The sequence below is a fragment of the Bacteroides sp. AM41-16 genome (assembly GCF_003603495.1).
Lineage (GTDB): Bacteria > Bacteroidota > Bacteroidia > Bacteroidales > Bacteroidaceae > Bacteroides > Bacteroides uniformis.
Map to the genome: position 1 here is coordinate 120,199 of NZ_QTNE01000003.1, position 26,739 is coordinate 146,937.

A 26,739-nucleotide genomic window follows, 5' to 3' on the forward strand; every position below is an offset into this window, starting at 1 on the left:
TGTAGAATAAACAAGAAACAGAATGGATATGAAACGAACCGTTTTCTTTTTTACCCTTTCTCTTGCCGCCATGCTGGCACATGCCCAGCTCACGTTGGAAGAGTGCCAGCGCCGGGCGCAAGACAATTATCCGTTGGTCAGGCAATACGGACTGATAGAAAAGGCACGCGGGTACGACCTCTCCAATGCCGGAAAAGGTTACTTGCCCCAGTTTTCCCTATCCGGCAAGGCCACGTACCAGAGTGACATCACCCGGCTACCGGTCGAAATCCCTAATCTCGACATCAAGACTGCTTCGAAAGACCAGTACCAGGTGATGCTCGAAGTGCAGCAGACCCTCTGGGATGGTGGGGATATACGTTCCAGAAAACGATTGACGCGTGCCGCCTCGGAAGTGGAACTGGAAAAACAGCATGTAGACATGTATGCCTTGACTGACCGGGTGAACCAGCTCTTTTTCGGCATCCTGCTGTTGGACGAACAGCTGAAACAGAACAGCCTCTTGCAAGAAGATTTAGGAAGAACCCACAAGCAGGTAGCCGACTATATAGCCAATGGCATCGCCACCCTGAGCGACCTGGATGCAGTCAGCGTAGAGCAACTGAACACCAGGCAGCACCGTGTGGAATTGGAGACCACCCGCCGTGCATACCTCAGCATGCTTGCTGCCTTTACGGGCAAGGATCTCTCTTCCGAAACGGTTTTATTGAAACCGGCTGCCGAAGAAAACATAGACCGGCAGATGAACAACCGCCCCGAACTTCGTTGGTACGATGCGCAGGGAGAGCAACTCCGCCAGCAGGAGGCAGCTTTGAACACCCGGTTGATGCCGCGTTTCGGCCTTTTTGTACAAGGGGCATACGGCAATCCAGGGTTGAATATGCTGAAGGATGAATTCAACGCCTATTACATGGCGGGGGTGCGCATGTCCTGGAATTTCGGCAGTCTGTATACATTGAAGAACGACCGCCGCAGGATAGACAATACCCGCCAACAGATAGAAACCGGCCGGGATGTGTTCCTTTTCAACATTCGCCTGCAGGCTACGCAGCAGGATGCGGGCATTGTATCCATGCGCCGCCAGATGGCGGATGATGACGAGATTATCCGTCTGCGTGGGAATATCCGCCGTGCAGCCGAGGCCAAGGTGCAGAACGGGACAATGACCGTGACCGATATGCTGCGGGAGATTACCAATGAAAGTATGGCACGACAGACCAAGGCATTGCATGAGGTGCAGTTGCTGATGAACATCTGGCAGCTGAAATATACGCTGAACAATTAATGACTATAATCCGTAATTTATAACTTGAAATAGTATGAAATCATTGAAATTATTTCCTTTTTTATTTCTCCTTGCCGCCTGTACCGGCGGTACTCCGAAATATGATGCGACGGGAACGTTCGAGGCTACCGAAGTCATCGTTTCTGCCGAGGCGTCCGGAAAACTGCTGAGTTTCGACATCGAGGAAGGTACGACACTGATAGACGGGCAGGAAGTAGGCATTATAGATACCGTCCAACTCTATCTGAAGAAACTCCAGTTGGAGGCCAGTGTCAAGTCCGTGGAAGGCCAGCGGCCTGATATCCTGAAGCAAGTAGCCGCCACTCAGGAACAGATTGTGCAGGCACGGCGCGAGCGCGACCGTGTGTCCAACCTGCTCCGTGTGGGTGCCGCCAACCAGAAGCAACTGGATGATGCCGAGTCCCTTCTCGAAGTCCTCCGCAAGCAGCTCGACGCACAGAACTCCACCCTGCGCAACAGTGACCGGAGCCTGACGTGGCAAAGTTCCTCTGTCGGCATCCAGGTGGCGCAGATAGAAGACCAGTTGCGCAAATGCCACATCACCTCTCCGCTGACGGGAACCGTCCTTGCCCAATATGCCGAAGCCGGAGAACTGGCTGCTCCCGGCACCCCTCTTTTCAAAGTGGCGGATATGGAGCAGATTTACCTCCGTGCCTACATCACCTCCGAGCAGCTTGCCGAAATCAAGCTGGGGCAGCAAGTGAAGGTTTATGCGGATTATGGAAAGGAAGTGCGGAAAGAATACCCCGGCATCGTCACCTGGATTTCCGATACGTCCGAATTCACTCCAAAAACTATCCTGACGAAAGACGAGCGCGCCAATCTGGTCTATGCCGTAAAGATTGCCGTGAAGAATGACGGGATGCTGAAAATAGGAATGTATGGAGGCTGTAACTTTAACTAATATCTCCAAACGTTACGGCAGCGTGGAAGCCCTGCGGGGTGTCTCTCTGTCAGTGGCTCCCGGTGAGCTTTTCGGCATCATCGGGCCGGACGGTGCGGGCAAGACATCGCTTTTCCGCATCCTCACCACTTTGCTGCTTGCCGACGGAGGCTCGGCTTCGGTCTGCGGTCTGGATGTGGTGAAGGACTACAAAGCCATCCGCAGGCGGGTGGGGTATATGCCCGGACGCTTCTCCCTCTATCCGGACTTGACGGTGGAGGAGAATCTCAATTTCTTCGCCACCGTCTTCCACACCACCATCGAGGAGAATTATGATTTGGTGCGCGACATTTACCGGCAGATAGAACCTTTCCGCAAGCGCCGCGCCGGAGCGTTGTCCGGCGGCATGAAGCAGAAACTCGCCCTTAGCTGTGCCCTTATCCATAAACCGGATGTCCTCTTTCTGGACGAACCCACTACGGGCGTCGACCCCGTGTCCCGCAAGGAATTCTGGGGAATGCTTCGCCGACTGAAGGAGCGGGGTATCACCATCATTGCTTCCACCCCCATCATCGACGAAGCGCGCCAATGCGACCGCATCGCCTTCATCAACGAAGGAGAGATAAAAGGCATCGATACCCCCGACCGTATCCTGACACGCTTTGCGGGCATCCTCTGCCCTCCGGGCTTGCAGCACGAACGGGTGGAAAACCACGAAAACAAGGTGATTGAAGTGGAAGGGTTGACCAAGCGGTTCGGTAATTTCACCGCTGTAGACCACATCTCCTTCCAAGTCCATCGGGGCGAGATTTTCGGTTTCCTGGGAGCCAACGGGGCAGGCAAGACCACCGCCATGCGCATGCTTACGGGACTTAGCCGCCCCACCGGCGGCAAGGCATGTGTGGCAGGTTTCGATGTGGCTTCCCAACCCGAAGAAGTGAAGAAGAACATCGGCTACATGAGCCAGAAATTTTCCCTTTACGAAGACCTCAAGGTGTGGGAGAATATCCGCCTCTTTGCCGGTATCTACGGCATCCCCGAAGCGGAGATTGCCCCCAAGACGGATGAGCTGCTCCTCCGCCTCGGGCTGGAAAAGGAACGGGATACACTGGTGAAAAGCCTTCCGCTGGGCTGGAAGCAGAAGCTGGCCTTCTCCGTCTCCATCTTCCACCGTCCCAAGATTGTCTTTCTGGATGAGCCTACGGGTGGGGTGGACCCTGCCACGCGCCGCCAGTTCTGGGAGCTGATTTACCAGGCTGCCGACGAGGGCATCACCGTCTTTGTCACCACCCACTTTATGGACGAGGCGGAGTATTGCGACCGCATCTCCATCATGGTAGACGGCGTCATCCGTGCACTCGACACTCCCGGGGAGCTGAAACGGCAGTTCAATGCCACTACGATGGACGATGTATTCCAACAACTGGCTCGTCAAGCTGTGCGAACCGCCGACTGAAAATCCGTGAAATCCGCATTATCCGAGCCTAAATATAAATATAGACAATGAAACAATTCATATCTTTCATCCGAAAAGAGTTCTTCCATATCTTCCGCGACCGGCGCACGATGCTGATTCTGCTGGGCATGCCCATCGTGCAGATAATCCTTTTCGGTTTTGCCATCACCACCGAGGTGAAGAACGTGCGTGTGGCGGTGCTCGACCCGTCGAATGACGTAGTTACCCGCCGTATCATCGACCGCATGGATGCAAGCGAATACTTCACCGTCATCCGCCGCCTGCATTCTCCCGCCGATATGGAGGCTTCTTTCGGAAGAGGGGAGATTGACATGGCGCTTGTTTTCAGCGAGCGTTTCTCGGACAAGCTTTATACCGGCGAGGCGCGCGTGCAGCTTGTCTCCGACGCCACAGACCCCAATATGGCGACTATGCAGGCAGGCTATGCCGCAAACATCATCTCCTCTGCCGGGCAGGAGATGCTTCCGCCGGGAGTGCATGCCGCTGCCATTGTACCCCAGCTCAAGCTGCTGTACAATCCGCAGATGAAGAGTGCCTACAACTTCGTGCCGGGTGTCATGGGGCTTATTCTGATGCTGATTTGCGCCATGATGACCTCCATCTCCATTGTGCGCGAGAAGGAGAAGGGGACGATGGAGGTCCTGCTGGTTTCTCCCGTCAAACCGCTTTTCATCATTCTGGCAAAGGCGGTGCCCTATTTTGTGCTGTCGTTTGTCAACTTGACCACCATTCTTCTGCTTTCGGTCTATGTGCTCAATGTTCCCGTGGCGGGCAGCTTGTTCTGGCTGGTGGTGGTGTCGCTGCTATTCATCTTTGTCTCCCTGGCGCTGGGGCTGCTGATTTCCACGGTCACCCGGACGCAGGTTGCCGCCATGCTGGTGTCCGGACTGATGCTGATGATGCCCACCATGTTGCTTTCGGGCATGATATTCCCCATTGAGAGTATGCCCGTTATCCTGCAGGCCATTTCAGCTGTGCTTCCTGCACGCTGGTATATCCAGGCGGTGCGTAAGCTGATGATTGAGGGAGTGGATGTTTCGCTTGTGCTGATGGAGGTCGGCATACTTGCCACGATGGCGGTATTGCTGATAACGGTGAGTTTCAAGAAATTCAAGCATCGGCTTGAGTAAAGAGCGGATATGAATTTTATATTAATTATTCAGGCAGAAGAACATAAGGACAAAAGGATACGGGAAATCTGTTCTTTTGTTCTTATGTCTAAAATCTTTAAAATATCGTCTTATGATAAAGTTTCTCATTGAAAAGGAATTCAAGCAGTTGTTCCGCAACTCCTTCCTGCCCAAGCTGATTTTCATTTTCCCGTGCATGATTATGATACTGATGCCCTGGGCCGCCAATCTGGAGATAAAGAACATCAATCTGAATATAGTGGACAATGACCACAGCGTCTTGTCTCGCCGTCTGGTAGATAAAATCGGTGCATCCACTTATTTCTGCCTGACAGCGCTTCCCGATACATACGATGAGGCTTTGCTGGCCATTGAAGCAGGTTCGGCAGATGTCGTGCTGGAGATTCCCCGTGATTTCGAAAAGGATTGGGTGAAGGGAGAGGCGCCTCGTCTGCTGGTGGCGGCCAATGCCGTGAACGGCACGAAGGGCAGTCTGGGAGGATCCTACTTGTCTTCCATCATCAGTGACTATACCCGTGAACTGGGTTCGGAGTCGTCTTCGCAAGGGCTTGCCGGGAAGCCGCTTCCCCGGGTGGACATCACTACGCAGAATCTTTACAACCCCACGCTGAACTACAAGCTTTTCATGATTCCTGCCCTCATGGTAATGCTGCTGACGCTGATTTGCGGTTTTCTCCCTGCCCTCAATGTGGTGGGCGAGAAGGAGGCGGGCACCATCGAGCAGATAAATGTCACCCCCGTCGGCAAGTTCACTTTCATTGCCGCCAAGCTGATACCTTACTGGCTGATAGGTTTTGTGGTGCTGACCATCTGTTTCGTTCTGGCATGGGTACTTTACGGCATTCTGCCGGCGGGACATTTCCTCACTATCTACGGCATGGCGCTGTTTTTTCTACCGGTGGTGTCGGGGTTCGGGCTGGTCATATCCAATCATTCGACCACGTTGCAGCAGGCCATGTTTGTCATGTGGTTCTTCATGCTTATCCTTATTCTGATGAGTGGTCTTTTCACCCCTATCCACAGTATGCCTGAGTGGGCGCAATGGATTACGCGCATCAATCCGCTACGCTATTTTGTGGAGGTGATGCGTACCATCTATCTCCGTGGTGGCGGATTTGCCGAACTGCTTCCGCAACTGGGAGCCGTGTTGGTCTTTGCATTGGTCTTCAATCTGTGGGCGGTAAAAAGTTATAAGAAAAGTAGTTAACTGATTTTTCTTTATTATTATCCTATTTGGCTCTCTTTTTTGAAGAAGGGCTACACCATTTGCCTTGGATAGCTACACCCTTTTGTGTTTAAGGCTACACCATGAGGAGGAAAAGGTGTAGCCCTTTTATTATGGATAATAAAAGCTGTTTTTTGTGCGGAAAAAAAGGTGCAAGTAGTGATATGTATCTAATGATAAAGACAACTGTTATACTTGTCAATTAATTGATAGAGTTTATATGATATCTATCAGTTCCCTTATTGGAAAAAACTCTTATCTTTGTACGCGAATAAATAAATATCTTATACCAAAATGAATACACGAACTACTTATCTTGCCTCGAAACCGCATTATGAGATTCTTGACGGACTTCGTGGCGTGGCGGCTGTCATGGTTATTATCTTCCATCTTTTTGAAGCACATGCAGGTGGCAGCCATCTTACTCAAATTATCAATCATGGTTATCTGGCAGTGGATTTCTTCTTCATGCTTTCCGGTTTTGTTATCGGCTATGCTTATGATGACCGTTGGAACCGGATGACCGTGGGCACTTTCTTCAAACGCCGTATCATCCGCCTGCATCCTATGGTGATTATGGGAAGCATTGTGGGCGCTGCCTTTTTCTATTTTCAGGAGTCGCCTTGTTTTCCACCTATCGAGAATACGTCCATCGGAACAATGCTGCTGGTGATGTTGCTGGGCTGTACCTTGCTTCCTCTTCCGCTGAAGTTCGACATTCGCGGCTGGACGGAAATGCATCCGTTGAATGGCCCGGCATGGTCGCTCTATTATGAATATATCGGTAATATCCTGTATGCGTTGTTTGTACGCAAGTTCAATAAGGTGGCCCTGTCGGTGCTGGTATTTGTGGCAGGGTGTTTTACGGTGTACCGTTGTCTGACTGCTCCTGCCGGCGATATTGTGGGTGGTTGGGCCTTGAACTGGGAACAGCAGTATGTGGGTATGGTCCGGCTGATGTATCCGTTCTTCGGCGGATTGCTTCTGTCACGCCTCGGCTGGCTGATACGGCTTGAAAAGCGTGCTTTCTGGTGGTGCAGCCTGCTGATTGTGGTGGTTCTTTCCATTCCCCGTATCGGAGGTGAGGATGGTTACTGGATGAACGGGCTTTACGAGGCTTTCTGTATTATCTGCATCTTCCCGGTCATTGTTTCGATGGGAGCGGGCGGCAAGGTGACCGGTAAGCGCTCTACTGCCGTATGCAAGTTCCTGGGAGATATTTCCTATCCGATTTATATCACCCATTATCCGCTGGTATATACTTATACGGCTTGGGTATGCAACAATAACGCTACAATGGCGGAAGGTATCCCTTATATGATACTTACTTTCGTGGGAGCCGTTGTCCTTGCTTATGCTTGTTTGAAACTGTACGACGAACCGGTGCGCAAGTGGCTGACAGACCGTTTTCTGAAAGGGAAGAAGAAATAGTTCCGTATGGCTATGGATATAAAAAATCTCCCGTTGCATTATCTTGTGCAGCGGGAGATTTTCTTTTTAATGGCCGGGCGTTATTTTACGTCGATGAATTTCTTGGCCTTTTCTTTTTCTGCTTCTGTAAACTTAGGCAATGTAATGTTCAACACGCCGTTTTCTACATGGGCGCCAATCTTTTCCTTATCGACATCGTCCGGAAGAATCATGGTTTGCTGGAACTTGGTGTATGAGAATTCGCGGCGCAAGTAGCGGCCTTCCTTCTTTTCGTCCTTGTTGTTCTCTTCCTTGCTTTCTGTTTTCTTTTCCATGCTGATGACCAGATTGTTTTCTTCATCGATGTGAACGTTGAAGTCTTCTTTTGTCATACCGGGAGCAGCCAATTCAACTTTGTACTCTTTTGCTGTTTCGAATACGTTGATGGCAGGGGCGGTGGCATTTGCTTTTACCATCCAATCATTGTCAAAGAAATCATTAAAAATACTCGGTAACCAATTTTGGTTTCTTCTTACAGGCATCATAGTTATAGTCTCCTATTGTTTAAGTTAAACATGCTGTTTAGTTTTGAACTCCGGTTCTTTGTCTTCGGGTGTCTGCCTTTTGGGTTTTCACCATCCGTTTCTTGAACCGTCGTTCGCTAACAATATTGCAAACCTTATGCCAACCAGTTTTCACTGACTTTATTGACTATTTGTCATTGAAAAACTGACTTATTTGCTTGTTTAATGCCATTTTGCTATCTTATTTATTAAAAATTGATAGATTTTCAGACTAATTTAAAACGCATTCTCCAACGCTTGGCTTCTTCGTCCCAATCGTGACTGATGATTTTGAAGGTTCCGATTTCTGATGTATTCTCCACATGTACTCCGATGCAGAGGCATTCGTCGTAATCGCCTACTTTCACGACACGTACCGTTTCCGAAGCACCATCGGGCAGGCGTTCCAAGTCGAAACGTCCTTGCGCTTCCTCTTGCGTAATGAATTCTGTTGTGACGGGCAGCTGTCGGGCGATTACCTCGTTTACGGCCTCTTCCAGCTTCTTTATTTCTTCTTCTGTGGGGCAGGCGGCAAGGAGATAGTCCAGCTTGCTCTTCTTCCGTTCTATGTGTGCTGATATGGAGCGGCCGCAACCGAATAACCTTATCATGGTCTGGTTGATGATGTGCTCCGTGGTGTGCATAGGAGGGTACTCCTGCTTGTTGTGGTCATTGAGATGAGGTTGTTGTTCCATGTATAATTTCAATAGTTGATATATATTTGATATTTTATCGTTTGAGGTTGGCCAGCACTTCTTCTTTCAGGATGCTGTATATATGTATATCTGTATATTCTCCAGAAGCCAGCAGTTCTCCGCAACGTTCTGTTCCCTCATGGACGAAACCGAGGCGAACCGGTACGGCGTTACTGGCTGCATTGCCCACGGCACAGCGAATTTGTATCCGCTTTATCTCTTTTTCTTGTACGGCCCACAGACACAGCTTGCGGACACTTTCAGTAATGATGCCCCGATGCTGGTATTCCGGCAGTAGCCAATAGCCGAGTTCTGTACGGTGGTTGTCGAAATCGGAGAAATGGAAACCTATCAGTCCGCAGATTTCATGTTGTTGGTTCCAAATACCGAATATTGGCTCATTTCGTTCGGCAGGAGCAGATAATACCTGACGTAAAAAAGCTTCTTCATCAGCTATTGTGCGCATATTATCCACAAATGGCAGCCATGTTCTTAAGTAGTCCCGGTGTGTGTCGATGGCATGGTAGATGGCTGCGGCATCTTCTATTCTGATTTCCTGCAGATAAATGTCCGGAAGGATGGGGAAGGAAATGGGAGAGGGGAGGATATGTACGTCTCCTGATTGGGACAGCTGTATCCTTTCCTTGATTTTTCCCCAGGCATGTGTATCGAACAGACAGCTTTCGCGCATGGTGTGATACATTTCCTTGAATCGGGACATGGGGATAGTGAAGCTCAATAAGTCCGCTTCGAAGTATGGGCGGACGGAGGGGTCGAAGAATCCCAGGAAAGTACGTTTCCCTTGTTTCCGGTTTTCAATGATGGTTTGGGTAATGACGGAACAGCAGCCGGAGCCGAATGGGGCTGCTACGGCATCCGATGCATTGTTGTCGAAGAAGGTCCATGTCGCCAGTCCGGATAGAATGTCGGGAGTTGGCAGGAACAGCAGTCCTTCCACTTCATCAAAGGAAGGTATCTTGTCTATGCGGGCAAAATGCAGATAGGCTTTGTCAGTTCTGGAAATCTGTAGCTCATTGACAAAATCTACCACCATTTCGGGAGTCTTCTTGTATTTCTCTTTCAAAGAGACAAACCCCGGGACGCGCTCGGGCATTTCAGTAAATCCGGTATAGAACTTGCCTCCTCCGCAGGTAATTGTTTTGTTGCTGAGACTGACGATTTTGCCGTCTCTGACTTGTTTCATGCATTTGAAGAGACAACCGGTTACTTTCTCTGTAGATGCCCCCATTCGGTCTGAATACCAAAAGGCGATGGGGAGTTCGGCGTGTTGGCCGAAAGCTTCCTGATAATTGGCAATAAATGTGTGTATATCCATGATGCTCGGATGATATTTATGATATGGTCTTTCTTTGGATTTTCCGTAAAGGTAATTCAATATTTTGATTCTTTTGCTTGCAGTATGCCTTTTTATCACTCTGCTTTCGAGCTTTTAATGATAGTAGAATAGGTTTTTATGGTATTTTAATTACTTTTGCATGAGGATTCTCAAAAAGTATTGCCTTTAACTAATCGGAAAGCCGGATGAAAAATATAATCATATTCTTGTGTCTTTGTACCATCTGTATGTGCCGCCTTCATGCTGCAGACAGCAGCCGGGCGGATTCTTTGCTGCTGAAACTGGACCAGGCGATAAAGGAGCGTCCCATATACATGGAGCAGAAAGAGCTGAAACTGGTGGAACTGAAAAGACAGTTGCATCGGCAGATACCGGATGAAGAACGTTTTGCCATTCTTGGCACATTGCTGGATGAGTACCGTTCGTTCAATACGGATTCTGCATTGCACATGGCCGAGGAAAGGGAACAGATAGCCATACGTCTTGGAAACCGGGAATACATAGACAATGCCCGCATGAATAAAGCAGATGTTTTGGGAATGACCGGTATGTATAAGGAAGTTATGGATTTGATGCGGAATATCCATATAGACCGGTTACCGGTGGATATCCATCCATATTATTACCATATCTACCGTACGGTCTATGGCCTTATGGCCGATTATGCCGTGACGGCATATGAAAAGAAGCTTTATACGGAGCTTACGGACAAATATCGTGATTCGTTGCTGTTGGTCAATAAAGATAATCTTCTGATACATACCTTGATTCAGTCCGACCAGTATAATGTACGCAATGAATATGACAAGGCCATCCGTTTGCTGACGGATTATCTGGCGCTGCAGAAGGACTATGAACACGACGTTGCGATTTGTGCCTATACTTTATCAGAGTCTTACCGGCTGAAAGGGGACAAAGAGAAGGAAAAGGAATACCTGATTGTTTCTGCTATGGCGGATATGAAAACCGCTGTCCGTGAATATATCTCTTTACGCAAGCTCGCCGTACTGCTTTACCAGGAAGGAGACATCGAGCGTGCCTATTCTTATGTAAAGATATGTATGGAAGATGCAGCCGCCTGCAATGCCCGGTTGCGCAAGCTGGAGATTCTGGAAATCTTTCCCATCATTAATGATGCTTACCAGCAAAAGACGGAGAAGCAGCAGGAGCAGATGAAATGGGCACTGGTATCTATCAGCCTGCTTTCACTTTTTCTGTTGCTTGCCATATTTTATGTATACAAGCAGATGAAGAAAGTGGCTGCCGCCCGCAGGGAAGTGATTGACGCCAACAAACGGTTGAAGGAGCTGAATGATGAGCTTCACCTTTCCAATGCACAACTCAAGGAGGCCAACCACAGCATTGCCGAAAACTCCTATCTGAAGGAGGAGTATATCGGCCGTTATATGGACCAGTGCTCGGTCTATTTGGAAAAGATGGACAATTACCGCCGGTCGCTGGGAAAGATTGCCGCTACCGGAAATGTGGAGGAACTCTACAAGAACATCAAGTCTTCTAAATTCATAGAGGGGGAATTAAAGGAATTCTATACCAACTTTGATAATACCTTCCTGCAGCTGTTTCCTACTTTTGTAGAAGACTTCAATGCCCTGCTTGCCGATGATGAGCAAATATCCTTGAAAGCCGGCGAACGGATGAATACAGAGTTGCGCATCTTTGCATTGATACGTTTGGGTATTACTGACAGCGTGAAGATAGCCCAATTCCTTCGATATTCTGTTACCACCATTTATAACTATCGTACGAAGGTTCGCAACAAGGCTGCCGGTGACCGCGACTTGTTGGAACAGGAAGTGATGACAATTGGCAAGTCGAAGAACTGAGAATAGGGGTTTTGAAGCTTGGAAGTGTCTCTTTTACGCTTATATTTTCACTACTTTTTTAGTTGGGTAATAATTTTATATATTATTGGTATATAGTGGTTTAAGTATTTTTGAATGATGTAAACCACTACTTTTTTACTCTTTCCTCCACTATTGGCTTCTCTTATCTGATACATTTGCATTGTCCCTCTTCGGAAAGAGTGACACATGTGATTTATGTTTTTATTATTAACTTTAAATTCTTATATTATGCAAAAGTACAAAATGCCAATCAGCAGGCTACGGATGATGGTTTGTCTGATAGGAATGTTACTTCCGATGTGCATGTTCGCACAGCAAATTACAGTACAAGGTGTAGTGAAAGACCAGACCGGTGAAACGGTTATTGGCGCCAGTGTAATGGAAAAAGGAACCACAAATGGGACAATAACCGGTATTGACGGTGATTTCTCTTTGAACATGTCTCCGAACGGTACTCTTGTCGTTTCATTTGTAGGCTATAAGACTCAAGAGGTGCAGGTGAAGGGACAGAAACAGCTTCAGGTAGTTTTGTCTGAAGATGCCGAAATGCTGGATGAAGTGGTGGTGATAGGGTATGGCACCATGAAGAAAAGCGACCTTACAGGAGCAGTGTCCTCCATCGGTAACAAGGATATCAAGGATTCCCCCGTATCCAATTTGGGACAAGCCATCCAGGGAAAAATCTCAGGTGTGCAGATTGTAGATGCCGGTAAACCGGGAGACAATGTATCCATCAAGATTCGTGGTTTGGGTTCTATCAACAACTGCGACCCGCTGGTCGTGATTGACGGAGTGCCTACCGACTTGGGCTTGTCTTCCTTAAATATGGCCGATGTGGAACGTTTGGATGTATTGAAGGATGCTTCGGCCACAGCCATCTACGGTTCCCGGGGAGCTAATGGAGTTGTGATGATTACCACCAAACGCGGTACGGAAGGAAAAGGAAAACTTGCTGTATCTGCCAATTACTCTTTCCAGAATGCTACGAACGTACCTTCTTTATTGAACGCGGCGCAGTATGCCGAGTTGAGTAATGACATGATGGTGAACAGTGGACGCAATCCTAATCCGGAATGGGCCAATCCTTCTGAATTGGGTGCAGGTACCGACTGGATGGATGAATTGCTCCGTACGGGTGTGATGCAGAACTATACGGTAAGTTATTCCGGCGGTAACGAGAAATCCCATTATTATGTGTCCGGTGGTTTTCTGGATCAGTCCGGTATCGTGAAGAGTGTGAATTACCGTCGCTTCACATTCCAGTCCAACAGTGATGCGCAAGTCTTGAAATGGTTGAAGTTCTCCAATAACATTACGTTCAGTGCCGATACGAAGAAGTCGGGCAGCTATAATATAGGTGATGCGCTGAAAGCGCTCCCCATTTATCCGGTGAAGAATGAAGATGGCAGTTGGAGTGGCCCTGATGGTAACTCGGAATGGTATGGCAGCACGCGCAACCCCATTGGACCGACGGAACTGAACAAGAGTCAGACTGATGGATATAACTTCCTGGCCAACTTGACGGCAGAACTTACTTTTACCAAATGGCTTAAGTTTAAAAGTACTTTCGGCTACGATGCCAAATTCTGGTTCATAGACAACTTTACCCCCAAGTATAACTGGAAACCCACTCCCACAGAGGAGACTTCACGTTATAAGAGCGATAACAAGTCGTTCACTTATTTGTGGGACAACTATTTCCTATTCGACCATACTTTTGCAGAAAAACATCGTGTGGGATTGATGGCCGGTATGTCTGCCCAATGGAACACCAACGACTACCTGAATGCGCAGAAGAATGTGTTTATGTTCGACAATGTGCACGAAATGGATAATGGCGAGGAAATGTATGCCATCGGTGGAAACGAGACAGAGTGGGCATTGCTCTCTTACATGGCACGTGTCAACTACTCTTACGAAGACCGCTATTTGCTGACTGCAACCATTCGTCGTGACGGTTCCAGCCGTTTCGGTAAGAAACATCGCTGGGGTACTTTCCCTTCCGTATCTGTGGCATGGCGTGCCTCTCAGGAAAAGTGGTTTCCAAAAAACGACTATATCAATGACCTGAAAGTGCGTGCGGGATACGGTGTGACCGGTAGCCAGGCAAGTGTTGGAAACTACAGCTATCTGGCATCCTACAATACCAGTGTATATCCTTTCGGCATTTCGAGCGGCAATCAGACAGCGCTGGTTTCTTCTACTCTCGCCAACCCGTATATCCATTGGGAAGAGGTGGCACAAACCAACATCGGTTTTGATGCCTCACTGTTCAATTCACGCGTTATGTTCTCGTTCGATGCTTATCTGAAGGAGACGAGAGACATGCTGGTAAAGGCGTCTATCCCCATCACATCGGGATTTGAAGATACTACAACCACGTATACCAATGCCGGAAAAGTACGTAATCAAGGTATTGAAATGAGTCTGCATACCATCAATCTTACCGGTGAACTGGGATGGGAAACGAACCTGACCGCCACTTACAATAAGAATAAAATTAAGGATTTGAACAGCGACGTTCCTTATTACATTAACCAAATCAATAACTCCTATGTAACGATGCTGGCAAAGGACTATCCCATTAATGTCTTCTACGGCTATGTTACGGACGGAATCTTCCAGAACCAGTCTGAAGTGAATACACATGCCGTGCAGCCGGGAGCTGAGCCGGGTGATATCCGTTTCAGGGATTTGAACAACGATGGTGTCATCAATGATAGTGACCGTACCGTCATCGGTAACCCGAACCCAAGTTGGCTGTTCTCCATGAACAATAGCCTTTCCTATAAGGGTTTCGAACTTTCTGTTTTCTTACAAGGTATAGCCGGAAATAAGATATACAATGCCAACAATATCGACAATACCGGTATGGCAGCTGCCTATAACCAGACTACCGACGTACTGAAGCGTTGGCAAGGAGAGGGGACCAGCAATTCGATGCCGCGTGCCGTGTTCGGCGACCCCAATCAGAATACACGCGTGTCAGACCGCTTTGTGGAGAATGGTTCTTATCTGCGTTTGAAGAATATCACACTCTCATACACTTTCCCGAAGCAGTGGTTACAGAAAGCCCAGATTGAAAATGCACGCCTTTCCCTATCTTGTGAGAATGTGGCTACCATCACCGGATATTCCGGTTTCGACCCTGAAGTGGGTATTAACGGAATAGACCAGAACCGTTACCCCATTTCCCGTACGTTCAGCTTAGGATTAAACTTTAACTTTTAATGATTGACTCGGATATGAAAAAGATAACAAATTTACTATATATGCTGGCAGTATTGCTGCTGGCTTCCTGCAGCGACTTTCTGGACAAGTCTCCTAAAAATACGGTTGACCCGGAAACGACGGTGACCGATGATGTGGCCATTGCTCTGACCAATGCCTGCTATCGCACCCTTCAGTCTTCCAATATGTACAACCAGCGTATCTGGACACTGGATATTGTGGCGGGTAACAGTTTGGTGGGTGCCGGTGGCGGTACCGACGGCCTTGAAACGATACAAGCTTCTAACTTCATAACGCAGAGCGACAATGGCATGGCATTGTACATGTGGCGTTCTCCCTGGGTGGGGATAGGACAATGCAACATTGTGTTGAATAGTCTTCTGGAGGCTGAAGCTGTGTCAGAGAGAATCAAGAACCGCTGTCTGGGAGAGGCTTATTTTCTCCGTGCACATTATTACTATGTATTGGTACGTCTGTACGGTGGTGTTCCACTGCGTTTGGCTCCTTATAATCCGGGAGAACCGACAGACATTGCACGCGCTACAGTCGAAGAGACTTATGCCCAGATAATTTCCGATTGTAAGAATGCGGTTGACCTGCTTCCTGCCAAGTCTTCTTACGACGACGAGAACGTGGGACGTGCCTGCAAAGATGCAGCTTTGGCCATGTTGGCAGATATTTATCTGACGCTGGCTCCTAATCATACGGAATATTATCAGGAGGTGTCTGATTTGTGTGATGAGATAACAAATTTGGGGTATGACCTTTCTTCCTGCAAGTATGAGGACAATTTCGATGCATTGGTCAATAACGGGCCGGAATCTTTGTTCGAGGTCCAGTATTCGGGCAATACGGAATATGATTTTTGGGGAAACAATCCGCAGTCTTCCTGGCTTTCTACTTTCATGGGTCCCCGTAATTCGGACTTTGTTGCCGGCAGTTATGGCTGGAACCAGCCTACAGAAGAATTTGTGGGTCAATATGAGAGCGGTGACAAACGTAAGGATTTGACCGTGCTTTATGCCGGATGTCCGGATTTTGACGGTAAGGCTTACAAAAGCTCTTATTCCAATACGGGATACAATGTACGCAAGTTTCTGGTGTCGAAAACGGTTTCTCCGGAATACAATACCAATCCTGCCAACTTCGTGATTTATCGTTATGCGGACGTCCTGCTGAAGAAGGCCGAAGCTTTGAATGAAATGGGACGCCCTGACCAGGCTGCCGTGCCTTTGAATATTGTACGTAAGCGTGCCGGACTGCCGGAGGTTTCGGGCTTGTCACAGGAAACCATGCGTGAAAAGATTATCCATGAGCGCCGCATGGAACTAGCTTTCGAAGGGCATCGCTGGTTCGACATGATTCGTGTCAACAATGGAGAGTATGCCATTAAATTCCTGCATTCCATTGGAAAGAGCAACGTGAACAAGAACCGCTTGCTGTTCCCTATTCCGCAGACGGAGATGGATGCTAATACCTTAATGGTGCAGAACCCGGGTTATTAATTAATTTAATCAGAAGAATATGAAGAAATATATTTCACACCTTGTATTTGCCTTACTGGGCTGTGCAGCCTTATCTGCTTGTGTAGATGATGATTACATGGAATTGGATAAAGGACAGAATGAACTTGTACTGACGGCCAGCAAGACGGAAGTTGTTTTGAATGAGCAGGCACATGCCGATGATGCCCTGGAGCTTTCCTGGACTACGGGAACCAATTATGGGACGGGTAATAAAATTTCCTATACGCTGGAATTGACCAAGACCGGCAGTGATTTTGCAGATTCTTATGTAGCTGTGGAGAATGCCGTACAAGAATACTCATGGAAAAAGAGCGTGGAGGAATTGAATGACATCCTACGCAACCATTTTGGGGCAACTGCCGGGGAGAACATTTCGTTGGAAGCGCGCTTGACAGCTACTGTAACAGAACGGGACGAAAAACAGGTGTCTACCACTGCTTTCAGTGTTACAGCCTATAAACCGCTCACATCCACCCTTTATCTGATAGGTAGTGCCACTCCGGGCGGCTGGAGTGCCGATGATGCGACAGAGATGACCCGCAAGGACAATGGTATCTTTACATGGACGGGCCGGCTTGTGGCCGGTGAGTTTAAGTTCATCACGACCTTAGGCTCATTCCTGCCCTCTTACAACAAAGGAACAGATGGATTGCTGGTTCTTCGTAGCAGTGATGACCAGCCGGATGAACCTTTTGTTGTCGAAGAAGACCATAATTACATCGTCGAAGCCAATCTGTTTACCGGTGTTCTTACATTGACCCAGACAGAGACGTTGGCACCTGCCTACGACCAGCTTTATTTTGTGGGTAACGCTACGGATTGGGGATTCGTGAAGATGAAACAAGATGTGCTCGATCCATACTTGTTCCGCTTCGGCAAGTTCTTTGAAGTGGGCAAAGGAGGGGAATTCAAGTTCGGAACCTCCGATGGAAGTTGGGAGAACATGTATAAGGCCAAGAATGCCGATGCTGCTTATACCGATACAGAAGTGGTGTTTGTGAAAGGGTTCGACCCGGACAATAAATGGGTGCTGAAAGACGGGGAATGCGGCAAGGCCTACAAGATTTGCATGGATATCCGTAGTGGTAAGGAACGCATGATGATGAGCGAATTTACTCCGTATGAGATGATTTATATGGTAGGTGATGCTACTCCGGCCGGTTGGACGATTGGTGATGCTACGCCGATGCAGACAACGGATAATCCGTATGTGTTTACTTGGAAAGGTACGCTGAATGCCGGTGAGTTGAAATTTACTTGTGATAAGCAGGAAGATTGGAATGGAGCTTGGTTCATGCCGGCTGTAGCAGACAAACAGCCTGCAGGAGAAACAGAACCGATGCTTTTCCTTGATAAATCAGACGAAGCGTTCAAAGCGCAATATCTGGACGTGATGGTAGGCGGCATCGACCAGAAGTGGAAGATTACGACAGCAGGTTCCTATCTGATTACTTTGAATCAGCTGGAAGAGACAATTTCAATCGTGAAACAATAGGTATCTACAATAGATGAAGAAGATAGTTTATACAACAATGGTAGCCTTGCTGCTGGTTGCATGCAGCAAGGAGAGTGATGATACCGGTAGCGGTACCGGTGGAGGCGGAGAGAGTGGAGGGGTTACGGAAGTAACCCCAGTCACCTCGGACTTGACGGTCAATCTCACTACCGACAAGGCATGTTACCGGCCGGGCGAGAGTGTTTCTTTTACAGCTGACGCCCTTCCTGCCGGAGCTAAAATCCGCTACCGGACAATGGACAAGGTTGTATCGGAGCAGGCTGCTGTCGGTACTACTTGGACTTGGACTGCTCCGGCAACCGATTATACCGGTTATCTGGTGGATGTATACCGTACAAAAGAGAATGGAACAGAGGTTATTCTTGGTACTATTGCCGTAGATGTATCCAGTGACTGGACACGTTTTCCACGTTATGGTTTCGTTGCCACTTTTGATGCTTCGAAAAAGGTGGATGGAGTGATAGAGAAGGAGATGGCTTTCCTGAACCGTTGCCACATTAACGGGGTACAGTTTCAGGATTGGCACAACAAGCATCATTGGCCGTTGGGCGGTACGCGTGAGCATCTGGACGAGGTCTATAAGGACATTGCCAACCGGGAGGTCTATACCGAGGTAGTGAAGAAGTATATCTCTACACAACACAGCCTGGGCATGAAGTCCATGTTTTACAATCTATGTTTCGGAGCTTTGGACGATGCCGTTTCCGACGGAGTAAAGGAAGAATGGTACATATTCAAGAACACGGGACGCATGGATAAGGATTCGCATGACTTGCCCTCCAGTTGGAAAAGTAATATCTTCCTGCTCAATCCCACCAATACGGAATGGCAGGCATATATTGCCCAGAAAAACGATGATGTTTATGCCAATCTGGACTTTGACGGTTATCAGATAGACCAACTGGGAAACCGGGGTGACCGCTATGACTATGATGGCAATAAGGTAAATCTGCCTAAGGGATATGCCTCGTTCATCGAAGCCATGAAACAGAAGCATCCGGACAAGCGTTTGGTGATGAATGCCGTCTCCAGCTATGGAGCTTCCCAGATAGCTGGTACGGGTAAAGTGGATTTCCTTTATAATGAAGTATGGGGCGATGAGGCAGGCTTCAAGGATCTGCACACCATTATCAAAGCGAACGACCAGTATGGCAACCATGCCTTGAAAACGGTGTTTGCCGCATATATGAACTATGACAAGGCAGGTAGCAGTACCGGTGAGTTCAATACACCGGGTGTGCTGCTGACGGATGCTGTGATATTTGCTTTGGGAGGCTCTCATTTGGAATTGGGTGACCACATGCTATGCCGCGAGTACTTTCCAAGCACGGCTTTGCAGATGAACGATGTACTGAAAACAGCCATGATTCGTTATTATGACTTTATGACGGCTTATCAGAACCTGCTTCGTGATAAAGATACGGAGGCGGAGATTTCCGTTTCTCTGAACTGTACGGATGCTGCGCGGAATCTTTCTCTGAATGCATGGCCGCCGCAGAAGTCTGCCATCACTGTATATGCCAAGAATGTAAATGGCAGGCAAGTCATTCATCTGCTCAACTTCCTCAATGCGGATAACTTAAGCTGGAGGGATTTGAACGGAACAATGCCCGAACCGCGTCTGGTGTCCGACGTGCCGTTGAAGATGAATGTTTCCGGTAAAGTGAACAAGATATGGGTTGCATCGCCCGATTTCCATGCCGGTGCTTCGCAGGAACTGTCATTCGAACAGAAGGACGGCACGGTTACCTTTATCTTGCCTTTGCTGAAGTACTGGAGCATGCTTGTGATGGAATAAGAGTATCCAATAAAGGAACAAACAGATTATAGTAATGAAGAAATATATATTTTTATTTTTTGCCGTCTGTGCATTTTCAGTATATGCGAATGCACAGAACCGCACCGGAGACTGCACTTCCTATACCAGTGATGACCGGAGTGTGACCTTCTATTTAAATGACAGTTCTGCCATACAATTACGTCTGTGTAGCCAGTCTACGGTACGTATATGGTTTTCTCCCGACGGTAGTTTCCAGCGGAGTAATCCTTCCTTTGCCGTCGTCAATGAGGACTTGGAGGATGTCGGTACCGTCCATGTGGACGAGCAGAATGCCTGCTACGAGATTTTTACCCCTAAACTCCGTATCCGGGTAAACAAGTCTCCGTTTAACTTACAGATATTCGACAAGTATCAGAAACTGCTGTTCAGTGATTATGCCGATAAGGGGCATATCAGTAACGGGCAGCGCAAATTGGAATACAAGACCCTCCGTCGTGACGAACACTTCTTCGGCTTGGGAGAAAAGACCGGCAAGCTGGACCGTCGCGGCGAAGCCTACAAGATGTGGAACAGTGACAAGCCTTGTTATAGTGCCGTTGAGGACCCGCTCTACAAGAGTATTCCGTTCTTTATGAGCAGTTATCGTTATGGTATTTTCCTGGACAATACGTATAAAACCGAATTTAAGTTTGGTACGGAAAGCCGCGATTACTACAGTTTCGAGGCTCCTGGGGGAGAGATGATTTATTATTTCATCTTCGGGAAGGATTATAAGGAAATCATGAAACAATATGTCGACCTGACGGGAAAACCCATAATGCCTCCTAAATGGGCATTGGGCTTTGCACAATGCCGGGGACTGCTGACGAGCGAGAAATTGTCTTATGAAATAGCTGAAGGCTATCGTAAGCGCGGAATTCCTTGTGATGTTATTTACCAGGACATAGGCTGGACACAGTATTTGCAGGATTTTGAGTGGCGGAAAGGGAACTACGAGAATCCGAAAAAGATGCTTGCAGACCTCAAGGATATGGGCTTCAAGGTGGTGGTTTCGCAAGATCCGGTCATTTCACAAGCCAATAAGCGGCAATGGGAGGAAGCCGATAGGTTAGGGTATCTGGTAAAGGACTCCACCAACGGCAGGAGTTATGACATGCCCTGGCCCTGGGGCGGTAATTGTGGCGTAGTGGACTTCACCCTTCCTGCTGTGGCAGACTGGTGGGGAGCTTATCAGCAGAAGCCCATTGATGATGGCATTGCCGGTTTCTGGACTGATATGGGTGAACCTGCCTGGAGCAATGAGGAGCAGACGGAACGCCTGGTGATGAAACACCATTTGGGCATGCATGATGAGATTCACAATGTTTATGGTCTTACGTGGGATAAGGTGGTGAAGGAGCAGTTTGAAAAACGGAATCCTAACCGTCGCGTATTTCAGATGACACGTGCCGCTTTTGCGGGCTTGCAACGCTATACTTTCGGCTGGACCGGTGACTGTGGAAACGGTGATGACGTGACGCAGGGTTGGGGACAGATGGCCAATCAGATTCCGGTACTGTTGTCTGCCGGTTTGGGAATTATTCCTTTTACTACTTGTGACATTACCGGTTATTGCGGAGATATAGAGGATTATCCTGCGATGGCTGAACTTTATACGCGGTGGATACAGATGGGCGCTTTCAATCCCCTGAGCCGCATTCATCATGAGGGCAACGTGGCTGTGGAGCCGTGGCTGTTCGGCGAAGAGGCCGAGAAGAATGCCAAGGCAGCCATCGAATTGAAGTATCGTCTTTTGCCTTATATCTATACGTATGCCCGCGAAGCACACGAAACGGGGTTGCCTCTCATGCGACCGATGTTTCTGGAATATCCGGCAGATATGGAAACGTTCTCTACGGATGCCCAGTTCATGTTTGGCAGCGAACTGCTGGTTGCTCCGGTGGTAAAGAAAGGAGCGCGAAACAAGAATGTGTATCTTCCTGAAGGAACTTGGATTGACTACAACAACAAACACACAGCATATAGCGGTGAGCAATGGATGACGGTGGATGCTCCCCTCAATACTATTCCTATGTTTGTAAAGCAGGGAAGTATCATACCTCAAATGCCGGTCATGAACTATACGGATGAGAAACCGGTCTATCCGGTTACGTTTGAGATATTTCCTGCTGCAGCGGGCAGTGAAACTACCTTCTCGCTTTATGAAGATGCAGGAACTGATTTAGGATATTTGCGTGGAGAGTTCATGCGCACTCCTATTACTTGCCAGACTACCGACACAGGCTATACGCTGAAAGTAGGTACACGGACCGGTGAGAAATATAGCTTACCCGGCCAACGAAACCTGATGTTCTGCATCTATACGGAACAGATGCCGAAAACAGCTTTGCTGGACGGTCAGAAAATCAAGAAAACGAATGTCGGAAAGCTGGAAGAAAATCGGGAGACAGAGTTTACGATAACTGCCTGGTGTCCCGACAAGAAGCAGGGGACCTGCCTGCTGAGGTTGCCGGATGATGGAAAGGAACATATCATTGAGTTTGTCTATTAACACAAAAAACATATCATTATTATGAAGAAATTTGTACTTAGCGCAGCTTTGCTTTTTTCTGCCCTGGCGGGGAATGCTGAAGGCATTTCATCCCCTTCGGGCATGGTGAAGCTGGATTTTGAACTGACAAAAGACGGGAGACTAGCCTATCAGGTGGATTATAAAGGGACTCCCGTCATCAATCCCAGTACGTTGGGATTGGAACTGAAAGGAGCTACCAGCCTGATGGATGGTTTCAAAGTAGTAAAGACTTCTACTTCCACTTTCGATGAAACCTGGCAACCGGTGTGGGGGGAAACAAAAGATATCCGCAACCACTACAACGAATTGCTGGTAGAACTTGAACAACCGTCTACCACTCGTTTTATGAATATCCGTTTTCGGGTATATGATGACGGCGTGGGATTCCGTTATGAGTTTCCGCAACAGAAGAATCTGGTTTATTTTGTGATAAAGGAAGAGCATTCCCGGTTTGCCATGACCGGCGACCATACTGCCTGGTGGATTCCGGGAGATTATGATACCCAGGAATATGATTACACGGAGTCCAAACTCTCTGAAATCCGTGGACTGCTGCAGGGAGCTGTGAGTGACAATGCGTCACAAACTGTCTTTTCGCCGACAGGTGTCCAGACTTCCATACAGCTTAAAACAGCTGATGGAGTGTACCTTAACCTGCACGAGGCAGCCTTGGTGGACTACTCTTGCATGCATCTCAACCTGGATGACAAGAACCTCGTTTTTGAATCCTGGCTGACTCCGGATGCTCAAGGAAATAAAGGGTATATGCAGTCTCCCTGCCATACTCCCTGGCGTACGGTCATAGTCAGTGATGATGCCCGCGAGATACTGGCCTCCAATTTGATTCTCAATCTGAATGAGCCTTGTAAGTATGATGATACCTCCTGGATTAAGCCGGTGAAATATGTCGGCGTATGGTGGGAAATGATTGCAGGGGGAAAGCCCTGGGCATATACTTTTGACCTCCCTTCTGTGAAACTGGATGATACGGACTATTCCAAGGTGAAACCGAACGGCATTCATCCGGCCAACACGGCTAATGTGAAGAAGTACATAGACTTTGCTGCCGAACACGGTTTTGACCAGGTATTGGTGGAGGGTTGGAATACGGGTTGGGAAGACTGGTTCGGTAATTCCAAGGATTATGTTTTCGATTTCGTGACTCCTTATCCCGATTTTGACATCAAGTATCTGAATGAATATGCTCATTCCAAGGGTGTCCGTCTGATGATGCACCATGAAACATCGGCTTCCGTCCGTAACTATGAGCGGCACATGGAAGCTGCCTACCGTCTGATGAATAAATATGGATATAATTCGGTAAAGAGTGGCTACGTAGGCAATATGATTCCCCGTGGCGAGCATCACTATGGACAATGGATGAACAACCATTACCTATACGCCGTGACCGAAGCTGCCAAACACAAGATAATGGTCAATGCCCATGAAGCGGTACGTCCGACTGGTTTATGCCGTACCTATCCCAATCTGATAGGCAATGAATCTGCCCGAGGCACGGAGTACGAGGCTTTTGCCGGTAACAAGCCCTTCCACACAACGGTACTTCCGTTTACCCGTTTGCAGGGTGGTCCGATGGACTATACGCCCGGTATCTTTGAAATGGACATCAATAAGTTGAATCCGAACAGCCATACGCATGCCAATACTACCTTGGCGCGTCAGCTGGCACTTTATGTCACTATGTACAGCCCTCTACAAATGGCTGCCGACCTTCCTGAGAATTATGAGCGTTTCATGGATGCTTTCCAGTTCATCAAAGATGTGGCTGTGGATTGGGACGACAGCCGCTATCTGGAAGCTGAGCCGGGACGTTACATCACTGTTGCCCGTAAGGCAAAAGGTACGAATGACTGGTTTATCGGTTGCACCAGCAGTGAGCACGGACATGCTTCAACTCTGAAACTGGACTTCCTGGATGCAGACAAGCAGTATATTGCAACCGTCTATGCCGATGCAAAAGATGCCGATTATAAGACAAATCCGCAAGCTTATGTTATCCGTGAAGGTATCGTTTCTCCCAAAACGGTCTTGAAACTGAAAGCTGCTTCCGGTGGCGGCTATGCCATCAGCATCATGGAGGTGAAAGATAAATCTGTATTGAAGGGACTGAAGAGGCTTTCCGGGAATATCTGATTTACGGGCATAAAAAAAGGAGTACCGCTGTACTCCAACCTTTGTTAACCTTAAATCTAATACTATGAAAAACACATTGCAAAGATACGGACTTTTGATAAATCTGCAAATTATCCAACTAAAAAAGTATGTTTTATAACACTTATTAGCCGTTTATTCCTTTGCTTCTATTTTTGTTAACAAAAAGGATGCGAATGTGTCAAAAGCACATGAAGACTTTTATAATGTTATAATATTAGGCGCGGATTACGCGGAATAATGCGGATTCAATAAACTAAATCCGTGAAATCTGCGTCATCCGCGCCTAAAATAAAGCGTTAAAGAAGGTTTTGACACATTCCCCTTACCCTTTTACTTCCTGATACATAAATCTTTTAATGCTCTTCTTTGCCGTTTTCTCGAACTCCTCGAAGTGTATCTTGACTTTTGTAATCTGGCTGTAGGCCGGTAATTGCAGATTCAATTCATTCCGATTGTCCTCCATAACCTTTTCGATGTCCGATTGTTCCATACCATGGGCGAATGCATCGTCAAAATCCGGATAGATAAGAGCCACGAGCTTGTCTTTCTGCAATACGATCAGTGATTCGGACACATAGGGCATGTTGTTCAGTTTGCTTTCAATCTCCTCGGGGTAGATGTTCTGACCACTGGCTGTGAGCAACATGTTTTTGCTGCGTCCGCGGACAGTGACATATCCTTCGGTATCCATCGTTGCAAGGTCGCCGGTGTGCAGCCAGCCGTTTACATCGATGATTTGGGAAGTCGCTTCGGCATTTTTGTAATAGCCCAGCATCAGATTGGCACCTTTACAGATTATTTCTCCTGCCACGTTCTGAGGGTCGGGAGAGTCTATCTTTACTTCCATGCGGGTGGTTGCCTTGCCACAAGAGGCCAGTTTCAATGTTTCCCAGCGGCTGGAACAAATGATGGGGCCGCATTCCGTCATTCCGTATGCAATGGTATAGGGGAAGCCTATCTGCTTCAGGAAGCGTTCCACTTCGGCATTGAACGGTGCTCCTCCGATGATTATTTCATCGAAATTACTGCCGAATACTTCCATTGCCTTTTTGCGCATGTCAGCCTTGATTTTATCGTTGACAATGGGCATCCGCAATAGCAGCTTGCCTATTTTATTGTCTATCCGGGGCAGGATATCCTTCTTGATAATCTTTTCTACGATGAGCGGTACACACGAAATGACCCGTGGCCTGATTTCGGAGAATGACTGTGCAATAATCTTGGGAGACGGCATACGGGTAAGGAAATACAGATGGGCGCCTGCGGAAAAACCGTATAGAAAATCGTACACCATACCAAATACATGTCCCAGAGGCAGCATGGATACAATATGGTCGCCCGGACGTACGGGGAGCATCTCATGGCAATATGCAACATTGGACCAAAGGCTGCGATAGGGGAGCATGACCCCTTTGGAATATCCCGTGGTGCCCGAAGTATAGTTTATGACAGCCAGTTCTTCGGGTGATTCCTCCTTGCGGTAGCTGATATGCTCGGGGCGGAAATTCTTGGGGAAACGTGTGCCATAGAGGACGTTGCGATGCTCGAAAGCCTCCATCAGCTGCTCGTTGCGGCAAACTACCGGAGTGAAGTCCGTCAGCAGTACGATACCCATCAGCAGGGGCATTGCCTCTTCATTGAGGTTTTCCCATGCCCGGTCGCCGACAAACAGCAGCTTGGCTTCGGAATGATTGACGATGTTGTGGATATTGTCGGCCTTGAACTCATGCAGAATGGGAACAATGACAGCTCCATAGGTAACTGTAGCCAGAAAAGCGACTGCCCAATGTGCACTGTTACGTCCGCAAACGGCAATCTTGTCACCGGGCCTAATGCCGGCGCTTTCCAATACGATATGGAATTTGGCTATTTTCCGTGCTACATCTTTGTATTGCAGTGTAATTCCTTTGTAGTCTGTCAGGGCGTTGCGATCCCAGTTTTTAATAATGCTTTGTTCTATATAATCGATGAACCCTTGTTCTTGTTCCATTCAGCTGTTGCACACTT

General features: G+C 47.9%; 17 protein-coding genes. 13 read left to right on the forward strand and 4 right to left on the reverse strand.

What is annotated here, in order from left to right:
• The first annotated feature begins 22 nt into the window (after positions 1 to 22).
• The 6 genes from DW896_RS04285 (at position 23) to DW896_RS04310 (ending at position 7,473) form a co-directional block, all read left to right on the forward strand.
• Complete coding sequence (locus DW896_RS04285) at positions 23 to 1,285, forward strand: TolC family protein (RefSeq protein ID WP_005827630.1); 1,263 nt, start codon at positions 23 to 25, stop codon at positions 1,283 to 1,285.
• A gap of 34 nt (positions 1,286 to 1,319) precedes the next feature.
• Positions 1,320 to 2,210, forward strand: a complete 891-nt coding sequence (locus DW896_RS04290) for an HlyD family secretion protein (protein WP_005827632.1) — start codon at positions 1,320 to 1,322, stop codon at positions 2,208 to 2,210.
• Positions 2,188 to 3,645, forward strand: coding sequence for an ATP-binding cassette domain-containing protein (locus DW896_RS04295; protein ID WP_005837247.1), 1,458 nt, complete (start codon positions 2,188 to 2,190; stop codon positions 3,643 to 3,645). The genes DW896_RS04290 and DW896_RS04295 overlap by 23 nt, the downstream gene beginning before the upstream one ends.
• Before the next feature lie 47 nt (positions 3,646 to 3,692).
• On the forward strand, positions 3,693 to 4,796 hold the full coding sequence (locus tag DW896_RS04300; protein ID WP_005827637.1) for an ABC transporter permease: 1,104 nt from the start codon (positions 3,693 to 3,695) through the stop codon (positions 4,794 to 4,796).
• A 112-nt stretch (positions 4,797 to 4,908) separates the two neighbouring features.
• A complete protein-coding gene (locus DW896_RS04305) occupies positions 4,909 to 6,024 on the forward strand; it encodes an ABC transporter permease (RefSeq protein ID WP_005827641.1) in 1,116 nt (371 codons plus the stop codon).
• Between the two features lie 312 nt (positions 6,025 to 6,336).
• The gene (locus DW896_RS04310; protein ID WP_005827644.1) at positions 6,337 to 7,473 is read left to right on the forward strand and encodes an acyltransferase; all 1,137 of its coding nucleotides are present in this window, start codon (positions 6,337 to 6,339) and stop codon (positions 7,471 to 7,473) included.
• An 80-nt stretch (positions 7,474 to 7,553) separates the two neighbouring features.
• On the opposite strand, the gene DW896_RS04315 is transcribed toward DW896_RS04310, so the two are convergent.
• From DW896_RS04315 to DW896_RS04325, 3 genes are all read right to left on the reverse strand, one after another.
• Entirely contained in the window at positions 7,554 to 7,997 is a 444-nt protein-coding gene (locus DW896_RS04315; RefSeq protein WP_005827646.1) for an Hsp20/alpha crystallin family protein, read from the reverse strand.
• 245 nt (positions 7,998 to 8,242) lie between these two features.
• A complete protein-coding gene (locus DW896_RS04320) occupies positions 8,243 to 8,710 on the reverse strand; it encodes a hypothetical protein (protein WP_005827650.1) in 468 nt (155 codons plus the stop codon).
• Between the two features lie 34 nt (positions 8,711 to 8,744).
• Positions 8,745 to 10,046 (reverse strand): GNAT family N-acetyltransferase, encoded by a 1,302-nt coding sequence (locus tag DW896_RS04325; RefSeq protein ID WP_117588861.1) that lies wholly within the window; start codon positions 10,044 to 10,046, stop codon positions 8,745 to 8,747.
• Between the two features lie 206 nt (positions 10,047 to 10,252).
• On the opposite strand from DW896_RS04325, the gene DW896_RS04330 reads away from it, so the two are divergent.
• The 7 genes from DW896_RS04330 (at position 10,253) to DW896_RS04360 (ending at position 24,711) form a co-directional block, all read left to right on the forward strand.
• Positions 10,253 to 11,911 carry a DUF6377 domain-containing protein gene (locus DW896_RS04330; protein WP_008664452.1) on the forward strand — a complete coding sequence of 553 codons (1,659 nt, stop codon included), beginning with the start codon at positions 10,253 to 10,255 and terminating at the stop codon, positions 11,909 to 11,911.
• 249 nt (positions 11,912 to 12,160) lie between these two features.
• Complete coding sequence (locus DW896_RS04335) at positions 12,161 to 15,163, forward strand: TonB-dependent receptor (protein ID WP_005827660.1); 3,003 nt, start codon at positions 12,161 to 12,163, stop codon at positions 15,161 to 15,163.
• A 14-nt stretch (positions 15,164 to 15,177) separates the two neighbouring features.
• Positions 15,178 to 16,668: a RagB/SusD family nutrient uptake outer membrane protein gene (locus tag DW896_RS04340; RefSeq protein WP_165859033.1), complete on the forward strand. Its 1,491-nt coding sequence runs from the start codon at positions 15,178 to 15,180 to the stop codon at positions 16,666 to 16,668.
• A gap of 19 nt (positions 16,669 to 16,687) precedes the next feature.
• Positions 16,688 to 18,184 (forward strand): SusF/SusE family outer membrane protein, encoded by a 1,497-nt coding sequence (locus DW896_RS04345; protein WP_005827666.1) that lies wholly within the window; start codon positions 16,688 to 16,690, stop codon positions 18,182 to 18,184.
• Positions 18,185 to 18,197: 13 nt separating this feature from the next.
• Entirely contained in the window at positions 18,198 to 20,003 is a 1,806-nt protein-coding gene (locus tag DW896_RS04350) for a glycoside hydrolase family 66 protein (protein ID WP_005827668.1), read from the forward strand.
• A 34-nt stretch (positions 20,004 to 20,037) separates the two neighbouring features.
• Positions 20,038 to 22,536, forward strand: a complete 2,499-nt coding sequence (locus tag DW896_RS04355; RefSeq protein WP_005827670.1) for a glycoside hydrolase family 31 protein — start codon at positions 20,038 to 20,040, stop codon at positions 22,534 to 22,536.
• Between the two features lie 21 nt (positions 22,537 to 22,557).
• A complete protein-coding gene (locus tag DW896_RS04360) occupies positions 22,558 to 24,711 on the forward strand; it encodes a glycoside hydrolase family 97 protein (RefSeq protein ID WP_005827672.1) in 2,154 nt (717 codons plus the stop codon).
• A 343-nt stretch (positions 24,712 to 25,054) separates the two neighbouring features.
• On the opposite strand, the gene DW896_RS04365 is transcribed toward DW896_RS04360, so the two are convergent.
• Positions 25,055 to 26,722 (reverse strand): long-chain fatty acid--CoA ligase, encoded by a 1,668-nt coding sequence (locus DW896_RS04365; RefSeq protein WP_005827674.1) that lies wholly within the window; start codon positions 26,720 to 26,722, stop codon positions 25,055 to 25,057.
• Between the last annotated feature and the right edge of the window lie 17 nt (positions 26,723 to 26,739).